This window comes from Stenotrophomonas sp. FR010 (assembly GCF_047520755.2).
GTDB classification, from domain to species: domain Bacteria; phylum Pseudomonadota; class Gammaproteobacteria; order Xanthomonadales; family Xanthomonadaceae; genus Stenotrophomonas; species Stenotrophomonas sepilia.
In genome coordinates, this window is the sequence record NZ_JAXBQT020000011.1 from 58,666 (window position 1) to 71,814 (window position 13,149).

At 59.3% G+C, this 13,149-nt stretch carries 10 protein-coding genes; 7 read left to right on the top strand and 3 right to left on the bottom strand.

Annotated features, from left to right (window positions below; translation table 11 throughout):
- Positions 1–219: 219 nt before the first annotated feature.
- The 7 genes from guaB (at position 220) to ACM0PK_RS11690 (ending at position 10,435) form a co-directional block, all read left to right on the top strand.
- Positions 220–1,677 (top strand): IMP dehydrogenase, encoded by a 1,458-nt coding sequence (guaB, locus tag ACM0PK_RS11660; protein WP_005416248.1) that lies wholly within the window; start codon positions 220–222, stop codon positions 1,675–1,677.
- Positions 1,678–1,784: 107 nt separating this feature from the next.
- Positions 1,785–2,261: a hypothetical protein gene (locus ACM0PK_RS11665; protein WP_005416249.1), complete on the top strand. Its 477-nt coding sequence runs from the start codon at positions 1,785–1,787 to the stop codon at positions 2,259–2,261.
- Positions 2,258–3,823, top strand: a complete 1,566-nt coding sequence (gene guaA / locus ACM0PK_RS11670) for a glutamine-hydrolyzing GMP synthase (protein WP_012479957.1) — start codon at positions 2,258–2,260, stop codon at positions 3,821–3,823. The genes ACM0PK_RS11665 and guaA overlap by 4 nt, the downstream gene beginning before the upstream one ends.
- Before the next feature lie 290 nt (positions 3,824–4,113).
- Positions 4,114–8,211 (top strand): HigA family addiction module antitoxin, encoded by a 4,098-nt coding sequence (locus ACM0PK_RS11675; RefSeq protein ID WP_414607382.1) that lies wholly within the window; start codon positions 4,114–4,116, stop codon positions 8,209–8,211.
- A gap of 252 nt (positions 8,212–8,463) precedes the next feature.
- Positions 8,464–8,763, top strand: a complete 300-nt coding sequence (locus ACM0PK_RS11680) for a P-loop NTPase fold protein (RefSeq protein WP_414607381.1) — start codon at positions 8,464–8,466, stop codon at positions 8,761–8,763.
- 670 nt (positions 8,764–9,433) lie between these two features.
- Complete coding sequence (locus tag ACM0PK_RS11685) at positions 9,434–9,850, top strand: hypothetical protein (protein WP_414607380.1); 417 nt, start codon at positions 9,434–9,436, stop codon at positions 9,848–9,850.
- Between the two features lie 66 nt (positions 9,851–9,916).
- On the top strand, positions 9,917–10,435 hold the full coding sequence (locus tag ACM0PK_RS11690) for a hypothetical protein (protein WP_414607379.1): 519 nt from the start codon (positions 9,917–9,919) through the stop codon (positions 10,433–10,435).
- Positions 10,436–10,546: 111 nt separating this feature from the next.
- Here the strand turns inward: ACM0PK_RS11690 and ACM0PK_RS11695 are convergent, their stop codons facing one another.
- The 3 genes from ACM0PK_RS11695 to ACM0PK_RS11705 form a co-directional block, all read right to left on the bottom strand.
- On the bottom strand, positions 10,547–11,029 hold the full coding sequence (locus ACM0PK_RS11695) for a hypothetical protein (RefSeq protein ID WP_414607378.1): 483 nt from the start codon (positions 11,027–11,029) through the stop codon (positions 10,547–10,549).
- Positions 11,030–11,266: 237 nt separating this feature from the next.
- Complete coding sequence (locus ACM0PK_RS11700) at positions 11,267–11,623, bottom strand: hypothetical protein (RefSeq protein ID WP_414607377.1); 357 nt, start codon at positions 11,621–11,623, stop codon at positions 11,267–11,269.
- Between the two features lie 551 nt (positions 11,624–12,174).
- A complete protein-coding gene (locus ACM0PK_RS11705; RefSeq protein WP_414607376.1) occupies positions 12,175–13,092 on the bottom strand; it encodes a LysR family transcriptional regulator in 918 nt (305 codons plus the stop codon).
- Between the last annotated feature and the right edge of the window lie 57 nt (positions 13,093–13,149).

A 13,149-nucleotide genomic window follows, 5' to 3' on the forward strand; every position in this document is an offset into this window, starting at 1 on the left:
CGAGTGATCCTCTTAAGGTGGGTGCCGACCGTTGGTCGGCGCAATGCTGGGGCACAGGTGTCTGAAGGGCAGTGCGGACCAACGGTCCGCACCCACCAAAGTGGTAGGCGGGCCCCTGAACCAATCGCCGCCGGCGCGACACTGCGTCGCATCTACCCCCTGCCACGCGGCGCGAAAACAGGGTAAAATGTCGCGCTTCCCCACATCTCGGGTATGCCGATGCTGCGCATCCAGGCTGAAGCACTCACTTACGACGACGTCTCGCTCGTCCCCGCCCACTCGACCATCCTGCCCAAGGACGTCAACCTCGAAACGCGGTTGACCCGAGACCTGAAGCTGAAGCTTCCGATCCTGTCCGCCGCCATGGACACCGTCACCGAAGCCCGCCTGGCCATCGCCATGGCCCAGCTCGGCGGCATGGGCATCATCCACAAGAATCTCAGCCTGGAACAGCAGGCCGCGGAAGTGGCCAAGGTCAAGAAGTTCGAGGCCGGTGTCATCCGCGACCCGATCACCGTCGGCCCGGAAACCACCATCCGCGACGTGCTGGCCCTGACCCAGGCGCACAACATCTCCGGCGTGCCGGTGGTGGGCAGCGACGGCCAGCTGGCCGGCATCGTGACCCACCGCGACATGCGCTTCGAGACCGAGCTGGACGATCCGGTCCGCCACATCATGACCAAGAAGGATCGCCTGATCACGGTCAAGGAAGGCGCCGCGTCTGACGAAGTGCTGCAGCTGCTGCACCGCAACCGCATCGAAAAGGTGCTGGTGGTCAATGATTCGTTCGAACTGCGTGGCCTGATCACCGTCAAGGACATCCAGAAGAACACCGACTTCCCCAACGCTGCCAAGGATCTGTCGACCCGCCTGCTGGTCGGCGCTGCCGTCGGCGTGGGTGGCGATACCGACCGCCGCGTGGAAGCGCTGGTCGCCGCCGGCGTGGACGTGATCGTGGTTGATACCGCGCACGGCCACTCGCAGGGCGTGCTGGACCGCGTCAGCTGGGTCAAGAAGAACTTCCCGAACGTGCAGGTCATCGGTGGCAACATCTGCACCGGCGAAGCCGCACTGGCGCTGCTGGACAGCGGCGCGGACGCAGTGAAGGTCGGCATCGGCCCGGGCTCGATCTGCACCACCCGCGTTGTTGCCGGCGTCGGCGTGCCGCAGGTCACTGCAATCGACCTGGTGGCCGAAGCGCTGCAGGACCGCATCCCGCTGATCGCCGACGGTGGCATCCGCTACTCGGGCGACATCGGCAAGGCGCTGGCCGCCGGTGCCTCGACCATCATGGTCGGCGGCCTGCTGGCCGGTACCGAGGAATCGCCGGGCGAGACCGAGCTGTACCAGGGCCGTTCGTACAAGAGCTACCGCGGCATGGGTTCGCTGGCTGCCATGGAAAAGGGGTCGAAGGACCGCTACTTCCAGGACGCTGCCACCGCCGACAAGCTGGTGCCGGAAGGCATCGAAGGCCGCGTGCCGTACCGCGGCCCGGTGGGCGGCATCATCCACCAGCTGATGGGCGGCCTGCGCGCCACCATGGGCTACGTGGGCTGCGCCACCATCGAAGACATGCGCAGCAAGCCCAAGTTCGTGAAGATCAGCGGCGCCGGCCAGCGTGAGAGCCACGTCCACGACGTGACCATCACCAAAGAGCCGCCGAACTACCGCGCCTGATGCGCTTGCGAACTGCTCTTGCGATCACGGGCAGCCTGCTGATGGCAGGCTGTTCGGTGTCCGAACCGCCGCCGCGCTCCGGGTCTCCGGGCGCGGCGGTTTCGCAAGTGCAGCACGTGCAGGCGTGCCAGAACGCGTTCTCGCTACCGAAGGGCTGGCAGGTGCAGGCCGCAGGCGAACAGCGCTGGCTGCTGAAAGGCACCGGCGAGCGCCCGCTGCAGGTCACGCTGCAATGCATTACCGAGCTGCTGCACGGGCCGGATGATCCGGTGCTGACGCCAGTACTGGGCGCGCTGGAGCCCGCACGGATGAGCGTGCAATGGGCGTCCTGGGGCGCTGCAGATTCGGGCTTCTCGATGGCCGCACTGCAACGTCGCCTCGTACCTGGCACCGAAGTGCAGGAAATCGCCGAGCTGCCGCGCGCTGACCGCGCCAACCCCAACGCACCGCACGGCCTGCTGATGCTGCGCTGGGACGAGGAAGACCCCTCACATATTCAACAACGCGAGGCGTTCATCGCCACGCTGACGCAGAGCCTCGAAGCGCCGGGCGCTGCGAAAAACACCACTGGAACGGCACCATGACCAATATCCATAACGACAAGATCCTCATCCTCGATTTCGGCGCGCAGTACACGCAGCTGATCGCCCGCCGCATCCGCGAGCTGGGCGTCTACTGCGAAATCTGGGCGTGGGACCACAACCCGGCCGAGATCGCCGGCTTCGGCGCCAAGGGCATCATCCTGTCCGGTGGCCCGGAATCGACCACGCTGCCGGGCGCCCCGGCCGCGCCGCAGGAAGTGTTCGACAGCGGCCTGCCGATCTTTGGCATCTGCTACGGCATGCAGACCCTGGCCGCGCAGCTGGGCGGTGCCACCGAAGCGGCGGACCAGCGCGAATTCGGCCACGCCGAAGTGAACGTCATCAACCCCGATGCGCTGTTCAAGGGCCTGAGCGACCACGGCGGCGAGCCGAAGCTGAATGTCTGGATGAGCCACGGCGACCACGTCTCCGTTGCACCGCCGGGCTTCACCATCACCGCCACCACCGACCGCATTCCGGTGGCCGCCATGGCCAACGAAGAGAAGCGCTGGTACGGCGTGCAGTTCCACCCGGAAGTGACCCACACCCTGCAGGGCCAGGCGCTGCTGCGCCGCTTCGTGGTGGACGTGTGCGGCTGCCAGACCCTGTGGACCGCCGCCAACATCATCGACGACCAGATCGCCCGCGTGCGCGAACAGGTGGGCGATGACGAAGTGATCCTGGGCCTGTCCGGTGGCGTCGATTCGTCCGTGGTGGCGGCGCTGCTGCACAAGGCCATCGGCGAGAAGCTGACCTGCGTGTTCGTGGATACCGGCCTGCTGCGCTGGCAGGAAGGCGACCAGGTGATGGCGATGTTCGCCGAGCACATGGGCGTGAAGGTGGTGCGCGTGAATGCCGCCGACCGCTACTTTGCCGCGCTGGAAGGCGTGAGCGACCCGGAAGCCAAGCGCAAGATCATCGGCAACCTGTTCGTCGAGATCTTCGATGAAGAGTCGAACAAGCTGAAGAACGCCAAGTGGCTGGCGCAGGGCACCATCTACCCGGACGTGATCGAGTCGGCCGGCAGCAAGACCGGCAAGGCGCACGTGATCAAGAGCCACCACAACGTGGGTGGCCTGCCGGAGCACATGAAGCTGGGCCTGGTGGAGCCGCTGCGCGAGCTGTTCAAGGACGAGGTGCGCCGCCTGGGCGTTGAGCTGGGCCTGCCGCGCACCATGGTCTACCGCCATCCGTTCCCGGGCCCGGGCCTGGGCGTGCGCATTCTGGGCGAAGTGAAGCGCGAGTACGCTGAGCTGCTGGCCAAGGCCGATGCCATCTTCATTGATGAGCTGCGCAAGGCCGACCTGTACGACAAGACCAGCCAGGCGTTTGCCGTGTTCCTGCCGGTGAAGTCGGTGGGCGTGGTGGGTGATGCGCGCGCTTATGAGTGGGTGATTGCGCTGCGTGCGGTGGAGACGATTGACTTCATGACCGCGCATTGGGCGCATCTGCCGTATGAGTTCCTGGGTACGGTGAGCAACCGGATCATCAATGAGCTGCGGGGGGTGTCGCGGGTGGTTTATGACATCTCGGGGAAGCCGCCGGCGACCATTGAGTGGGAATGATCCCACGTAAGGCATAGACCGGCACCAAACAGCACGAAAGCACCTCTAAGCCCGCGTAACTGCGGGCTTTTTCTATTCTCGGTCCGGTGGCGGAGCCGTAAGCGCGGGTGCTATCGCAGGGCGGGCACTGGCGGGCGCTGCTATGACCGGGGGTGTCCTCCGGCTGCGGCCGCCGCAGAGGTGCGCAGGCGGCGGCCGATAACGTCTCGGCTGGAACCGACATTGCAAGGGATCGGCTTGGGCGCTAAGGTGTAATGTGTAACATTACACTTTACGGTGAGGCGCAGGCCATGACTGATAATTCCCTCCCCCTTCATCCCGGGTCCTATGTTCGGAAAAATGTCCTTGATCCTCGCGGGCTCACGGTTACTGAGGTGGCGAGGTTGATCGGCGTTAGCCGTCCGGGCTTATCGAATTTCCTCAATGGGAAGGTATCTGCAACGCCCGATATGGCGGCACGTCTCCAACGTGCTTTCGGGATTTCCGCCAAGGCCATTCTCGATTTTCAGACAGAATATGATGCGCAAGCTGATAAAACGGCAGGCGCAGCTCAAAAGGCGCGCACTTACGTGCCTCCTTTTTTGAATGTCCAGGCCAACGATCTCGTAAATTGGTTTGCAACGACAATTCTTGCACGCACTAAGCTGTCGGTGCTGCTGCGAACGCTCATTCACTCCACGGGTCGCGATCTTCAGAAAGTGGATTTCCCCGGTAACGACGATGCGGAGCGTGCCGGCTGGGACGGCTTCATTGAGGCTAGTTCCGGCACGCCCTGGATACCTTCTGGCACCTCTGGGTGGGAATTCGGTGTCACCGCGGACGTTAAGGCCAAGGCAGACGGGGATTTTGCAAAAAGCGTCCGGGCGATCAAGAGCGCTGAAAGAGCAAATATTACGTTTGTTTTTGTCACTCCACGACGGTGGCCGGGTAAGGCTGCCTGGATCGCGGAAATGAAGGGCAAGAAGCTCTGGAAAGACATTCGTGCATACGACGCCAGTGATCTTGAGCAGTGGATGGAGCAATCACTCGCGGCCCAGACCTGGTTTGCGAACCAGACGGATCGGCCTTCTAATGGTGTCAGAACCCTGGAGCGTTGCTGGAGCGATTGGGCAAACGTAGCGGCCCCCGTGCTTCATCCTTATCTTTTTGCTACGGCGAACGAGGCGTGGAACGGAAGGATCCAATCATTCCTAGCGAAAGACGATGCGAACCCCTTAGTAATAGCGGCTGACTCCGTTGAAGAGGCGCTGGCGTTTTTAAATCAAGTCCTGGCAATCCCCGAGCTTGAACAGTATAGGGATCGGGTGTTGGTGTTTGACAAGGCAGGAGTACTGCCGAAACTCGCCCAAGGCACTACCGATTTCATTGCAGTAGCCCATACGCGGGAAGTGGAGCGTGAGCTTGGGCCCTACAGCACATTGCTGCGAACCATTGTTGTTTATCCCCGCAATGCTACTAGCGTGGAGCCTCATGTCGTGTTGGAGCCGCTCGGGTTCGAGCCGTTCACTAAAGCTCTGGAAGCGATGGGAAAATCGCGCGATGACATAGCGAAACTAACTAACGCCTCGGGGCGTTCGTTGACGGTTCTTCGACGTCAACTCTCGAATATTCCGGCAATCCACACACCTGCTTGGGCTGAAGATCCAAGAATCGCATCGGGGCTTGTTCCGCTTGTTCTTGTTGGCGCATGGGACGCCCAGAACAAGGCGGATCGAACTATTCTGTCCCACCTGGCTGAGGCACCTTTTGAGGTGTTGGAAAAGCGCATTCTTGATTTGTTGCGGCTCAACGACTCTCCAGTCTGGTCAATTGGTGGGTACCGGGGGGTGATTTCGAAAATCGACTCCCTCTTCGCAATTGCGGGCGCGGTCTCAAAGGTCGATCTTGACCGCTTTCTTGACGTTGCGCGGACTGTACTGGGTGAAGATGATCCTGCCCTCGACTTGCCCGAGGAAGATCGTTGGGCGGCGGCCATGCATGGCAAAAGACGAGAGTTCTCTGGGGCAGTGCGAGAAGGCATTTCCGAGACTTTGGTTTTGCTGTCTGTGTACGGCAAGAATCTCTTCGGGAAGCATCTTGGCTTTGATGGGGAATTTGAATCCGCGAAAATCGTGCGTGATCTTCTTGTCCCTGTAACAACTAGAAAGCTAGAGGCTAACGGGCGCGACCTTCCGCTTTATGCAGAAGCTGCTCCCGCTGAGTTCCTTGATATCATCGAGCGTGATCTGCGAGCAGAAAAGTCTGAAGTCACGGGTTTGCTAAGACCTGCCGATACCGGGCTTTTTGGTTCATGTCCGCGCACTGGACTGCTTTGGGCTCTCGAAGGACTTGCTTGGAATCCGACCACCTTTCCGCGGGTAGTGAAGATTCTGGGTCAGCTTTCTGAGGTGGAGATTAACGATAACTGGGCAAATAAGCCTATCGAATCGCTTGGCTCCATTCTTCGTGCATGGATGCCACAGACGGCGGCAAACCACGAGATGCGCCTGAAGGCGGTTAACATGCTTTTGGATAAGCACCCAACGGTCGGGTGGAGGGTTTGTCTCCAGCAGTTCGGTGATTATGGCAGTCGCGTGGGCGGCTATAGCCATAAGCCGAAGTGGCGTCCTGACGGCTACGGATTCGGGGAGCCTTTCAAGACATGGGGACCGATCCATGCATTCGTCAGAGAGATCGTGAAAGTCGCGCTAAGCAGGCCGTCCTACACTGTCGAGATGTTATGTGACCTTGTGTCAAGGCTGCATGCACTCGCGTCGGAGGATCAGGCGCGCGTATGGGACATCATCGACGAGTGGCGCAACGCGGGCGCTCTTGACGTGGAAGTTGCGAAGATACGCGAGAAAATTCGTGTGACTGTTCTCTCTCGCCGGGGGCGTAAAAAGGTCAATGAGGAAGGCAAAGCGGGCCTGACGGAAAAAGCCAAGGCAGTCTATGCCGAGTTGCAGCCCAAGGACATTGTGAACAAGTATGAGTGGCTATTTCGCCAGGGATGGGTTGAGGAGTCGGCGGACGAACTCGCAGGAGACGAGATGGACTTCCGAGCGCGTGAGCAGCGCATAGAAAAGCTCCGCGTTGAAGCCCTGACAGACATTGTGCAAGAACGAGGTATTCCGGGCATTCTCGCGCTCTCTGAAAAAGGAAATTCCCAACGCCAAATCGGCGCTCATCTAGTGTCCGGCATACTTACCGACGAGCAGATTGAAGATTTGATCTTGCAATGCCTGCGTCAGGCTGAAAATTATTCGGGTCGTGATGGTATCGTCGCCGGGGCGCTCTGGTCGTTGGACGAGGATGGGAGAATGGCCATATATGCGAGCCTTCGGGGTAAAGTTGCCGAAGAGGAAGCGCTCCGTCTCTTGCTCCTTTCGCCTTACCGGGCTTCTACGTGGGAGCTTGTAGATCAACTTTCGGCTGAAGCTCGGAGTCGGTACTGGGTTGAAGTGGTTCCGCAATATTCATTTGACTCGCCTGAGGAAAACAACGAGAGCGTTCGCCGCCTGCTTGAAGTCGAACGTCCTAGGGCAGCCTTCGCGTCGATGCATTTCAAGCTCGAAGAAATACACCCGGCCCTCCTTGTGCAGATGCTATCTGCTATGGCGAAAAGTAGCCAGGACAAAGTTGGAGATTACCAGCTGCACGACTACGATGTGCAGCGCGCCTTCCAGCTTCTCAATCGCAACTCAGACCTCACTCTAGAGGAAAAAGCTGGACTGGAGTTCGTATATTTAGAGGTTCTGGCTCGCTCTTTCCGAGGAGGAGGCCAGCAGCAGATTCCAAACCTTGAGCGCTACATTGAGGAACATCCTGAACTGTTCGTGCATGCTGTAGTGTGGGCCTATAAGCGCAAGGACCGTGGCGAAGATCCCGCCGAGTTTCGCGTTACAGAAGGTCGCGAGCATTTGGCACAGCGCGGGTACCGCCTCCTTGAAGCCATTGAACGTATCCCTGGTCAAGACAAAGTAAATAAAGAGGAACAGCAGGAAAAGCTCGCAGAATGGGTTGCAACGGTAAGGCGGTCTTGTGCTGAAGTCGACCGCGCGGAGATCGCGGACGTGTGCCTTGGAAAGTTATTCTCTAACGCACCGGCTGGCGAGGATGGCGTGTGGCCGAACGAAGCCGTTCGCGATGTGATGGAGGACCTGCGGTCCGAGGACATCAGCAGCGGCGCACATACGGGTTTATACAACGCGCGCGGCGTCCATTGGCGCGGGGAAGGCGGTGGACAGGAGCGGGAACTTGCAGACAAATATCGCGCCTGGGTCGACGCCTTGCAATTTACGCATCCCTTCGTGTCGTCATCGTTGCTGATGTCAATGGTCAGTACGTATGAGCGTGAAGCTGAACAACAAGATACTGAAGCCGGTATCCGACGTCGGTTAAGGCATTAAAGGGGAGAGTATGGCCGTAGCTTGCACTTCATGGCATTTCTCATGGCATCATGGTTTCGGTGATATGCAGGAAATAGATGTGTAAGAGAAATATCACTCTGCTGACAATAGAGTGGGAGTGAGTTGAAAGAACGAGGGCGCCGAGAGGCGCCCTCGTTGTAGCAGGCTTCTAAAGTCAGCCGAGCAGCGCCCCTCGCATCGTTAGATATCGTATCTGCCCACTTGAGGGAAGGTCTAAGGACGGATTCACCGATGAATCAAGCAATGGGCGCGGTCAGTCCAGATGAGGCTCTTGCCGGTGTCGCTGCAATTGAGCGGGATAGACTTCAGCGAAGTTGCTTTGCAGCGGCTGCAACAAGCGCGCTGGATCGGGTCTCATCTACCGCGGGATTTGTAATTTCTATTGAGCGGTCTTGGGGAAGTGGAAAGACATCAGCTCTTGCAATGATGGAACATCTGATCCGGGTAGCCCAAATGTCTTTCAGCTTCAGTGGGGCCTTCTGGCCGACTAGCTTTCCTTTTTTCCAGGGTTCGAAGGGTTCAGGTGTATGAAAAATTACCATGGTCAACTCCTGGTAGAGGGATTGGCCAGCGTTCGCCTAGCTCGAGAAGCTGGGTGTGATGCGACTGATAGCAGACATTGCGCCTATCGGCGCGGCAACTGAGGCTGCCGCTGGGTCCGATTACTCACTGGCTTGTTAGCCGGACCCTGCGGCGCTAAGATCTAGCTGAGTCAAGGAAAACCCACCTTGCGGCGTTCTGTGGGTAAGTCTCATAACCGGGCCGACAGGTCTGTCTATTGGGTGGTTGGGCGAGTTAAGGAGAAGCAAGCATGTCGTTCAAGTCAGGCGACCCCGTCGTGCACAAGTCGGATAGGAAGCCGAGGAAAATGGTTGTTGTGGCTCGGGCTATCACAGAGCTTCCCCCATCCAATAGACACAATGAGCTTGTCAACATTGGACATGTCGCAGATGGCAGCTATTACTGCACTTGGATTTCAGGCGCAAAGAAAGGCGAGGGCTACTTCCATGAAGTCGAACTTGAGGCCCAAGCCTAACCGGACCGCATGCCTATTTGGGTCCGGTCGCACGCCGGCTTGTTAGCCGGACCCAATCGCCCTAAAAACAAATTGATTGAAAGAAGATGTTCGTCAGTCGTTGCTTTTTGAGCAAGTCGTATCGCCGGAGCCAAGGGTCCGTCTATTGGGTAATTGGAGTGCTTTATGGATCTAAAGGAATTCGTAAGGGAAACCCTTGTGCAGATTGCCACAGGCGTCAAGGATGCACAGATTGACGTGCGCGCCTTGGGTGGCATTGTCAACCCAGCAACTCAGAATCCTTTGAAGGGCGGCAATTCTTATTTCTCCTCGGTCGACGATCTACACCACGTCTTCCTAGTCGACTTTGATGTTGCGGTTTCTGTCGCAGAGAACACCGGGACAAGCGCTCAAGCCAAGCTCAATGTCGCCACTATCCTTTCGCTTGGAGCGGGAGGTCAGTCTGCCAATTCCAGTGCTGCTACCAACCGCCTCACTTTCAAGGTTCCTCTTGCGCTACCGCTTGATGAGCCGTCACATACAAAGCTCTCAGGAGAGATTGCCGCGGACCGAGCAAGAGTGCGTGATGCCTTGGGCTACTAGGGCGACCTTTAACAATTCATTCAAGTCGAAGCCGCTTCGCTGCTCGGCTTAAGGAGTTAAGCCCCTATGCCCGCTGTGCTGATCGTCGGCACAAGTCATGAATTTCAGCGTGCCACTCCCAACGTTCCCCCGGATGCCATCGATGCTTTTCGCGACTACCTGCGGCAGGTGATTGTCACAAAGAATGTAGTTCTAATTGCTGAAGAGATGAGCAGTGCTGGTCTGGCTGAGAATGGCTTGGCGCAGTCCGTGGCCCAACACATTGCAGGGGAGCTCGGCATCGCTCATGACTTGGCTGACCCATCGCCTGAAGACAGGGAGCGGCTAGGCATTCAACAGCGCAATGAAATTGAGCTTGCCGGATTTTTCGCTGGCAGAGACCCTGATGAGGTCGAGGCCCAAGTTCGTCGTTCGTATGACATCCGCGAAAATTTTTGGGTTTCAAGATTAGTAGCTTCGGATCACTTCCCGGTTGTCTTCATTTGCGGCGCGTCTCACGTGCACACGTTTCGGGACAAATTGCTGGCACTAGGTCATGATGTTCTCATATTGGCTGACAACTGGGTGCCTGGTGACGGGGTCTAGCGATTCATTCAAACGGAACTCGCTTCGCTGGTCGTGGTGATTCAAGGGTCGATCGACCGCTCCTGGCTGAAAGAAGACGTGCCCGCGCTAGACAGCACAGTATAGCCGACTCTAGTTGTTCGGTGGATTTCGATGCTGAAAGGATAAGTGACTCGCAAACGTAGCGCAGCACGTTCCCACGAACGTTTCAAGCAGTTCTTTGGGGTGGGCTGGGACCTCAAATGGACGAGGGTGGGTCACCTTCTGCATGTAATCAACGAGTGGCAATAGTGCCTCGGTGTCGAGCTTTATTTCCAGCCGGTGACTGATCTTATTCCGAAGTGTATTCATGTGCTTGATTGCAGGGATCGGGTCATACTTCTGTTCACGTACCAGGACCTCCCATCTCAGCAAGCTAATCCGCTGCCCGAAGGTAAGCCTGGACTTCTCCCAATCTAGCTGAGGAAGAGTCACCTTCAGATACTCATCCATATAGTGCTCGATCAATAGATGGCACGTCAGGAAGTAGCCGAGTAGCTCGTGGTCGATGTCTGAAATGCGCCTCCAAACTACTGAACCATCTTTGACGCCGTCGAACATTGGCGGGAGTTTCATGCGATTATTTTCTCTCATCTTAAGATCATAAGTCCGAATGGTCGCATGCGACCGGGGTGAGCCTCGGTGCTACGCCCAATCGTCGCAGGTAGCCGCACGAAACCAGATCGTGTCACGGTCTCGATTTTCTGACTACGCCCCCCCCCATTGTGCGCTGTGTTTTGTAACTCAAGCGACCGCTTCTGGCCGGAAGCGGGCGCTGGGCTTGTTAGCAGTGATCTGCGCTGCCAAGGGAAACTACTCTGGTCTGATCCCATGACAAGCCCACTCAGCTAGTCCCCGGCAAGCCAAAAACAACCCATCAACAACCCCCTCATCCAAATGCCGCTCCGGCTCCGCTGCAACCCGGCAGCGGTCCGCCGCGTGCAGCAGTTCCAGGACCGTGAGTGCCCCGACCATCGCACGCTCGCTCCTGGCGAGGCTCACGCGGCGGCCGGGTGACACATCGTTCTCCGGCCAAGGATGCCCATCAGCTCCTTCGCAGCCACGCATACGCTTGAGGATGCCGAGCAGGGAGTTCAGGTGGGGCAGGGGAGTGTCGTCGTTGACGGGTTCAACAACGGTGTACGAGGAGAAGGTGTCGGATTCGTTCATGGCGTCGGCTTCCGTGGCTGTGCTTAACAGCGCCACCGTGAAGAGGTGGCGGACGATGCATGGCTGCAAACCGGGATGATGTAGCGTCATAGAACCGGTGGATCCGAAGACCCCCACGCACCGCCCGCCAGAAAGGCCGACGGATTGCCCGCCGGCACCGGTTAAGGGCGGTGCCGGCGGGCAAGCGCAAACTACAGACGCGTACATCAATGCGGGTTTGCAGACCCGGCCACCCGTTGTCGGTGGCGCGTCATGGTGTTTACGCCGTCGCTCTGAATGCCAATAGAAATTCGCGAAGGAATCGCGGAATCCGAGAGCGGAGAACTATTGTTGCACGCGCCATTCGTGCGGCACGCGACAGTGTCAGACGCGTTCGCGCAGCTGATCTGTTGATTGCGAATCAACGTGGCGCAATCGCCCACGCCACAAGCGAATAGCGCGACAGCCTTCTTTGCAACATTTCTTAATCCGCACCGAGTGGCAACGGCGCCCGATCAGCCGCACACCCCGAAAATCGGTTCAAACCCGACACTGTTAACAAGCTCGCAGCTTCAACCAACGCCAGCCTCAGCCGCATTCCCCACCAGCAACTCAATCATCGCCCGCGCCGCCGCCGACTGCCGCCGATGGGGCGCATAGATCACCGAGAACGGTCTCGACCGCCCACGCAGCTGCGGCAGCACTTCCACCAGCTGCCCGCGCCGCAATCGCTCGCGCACGATGAATTCATAGCTCTGGCAGATGCCGATGCCCTGTTCGGCCAGCGACACCACGCCCAGCACATCGTCGGAGGTCTCGATGGACGAACGTGGCAACCAGTCCACGTCGCGCCCGTCGTCGCGGAAGATCCACGGCGCCAGCCGCCCGGTGCGTGGCATCACGAAGGGCAGGCACAGGTGCTGCTGCAGGTCGTCCAGCGTCTGCGGCGTGCCATGGCGCTGCAGATAGTCCGGCGCGGCCACCAGCAGCAGCGGCGCGTCTTCCAGCTTTCGCGCCACCAGCCCGCTGTCCGGCAGCTGGCCCAGGCGGATGGCCAGGTCGAAGCCTTCGGCCACCAGGTCCACGTTGCGGTTGGTGATGTTCAGTTCCACCTGCACCTGCGGGTACTGCTGCGCAAAGCGCGCCAACACGGGCGGCAGCCGGTAGTGGCCATAGGTGGTGGGCACGCTCAGGCGCACGCGGCCGGCCAGCGCACCGTCCTGGGCCAGTACGTCGCGCTCGGCGTCGTCCAGCAGCCCGAAGGCGGTGCGCACCTGTTCCAGATAGAGCCGCCCGGCGTCGGCCAGGCCCACGCGGCGGGTGGTCCGCTGCAGCAGCTGCCGGCCCAACCGCGCTTCCAGCCGGGTGACGGCGCGGCTCAGCACCGAGGGCGTGGTGGACAGTGCCACCGCGCCGGCCGTGAACGAGCCGTGCTCGACCACCGCCAGGAACACCTCCACATCGCCCAGGTAGTCGAACTTGCGGCTCATTTGGTTCTCCGGGGAACAGATGTTTTGCGATGGGGCCAATTTATCGCCGCTGGGGCA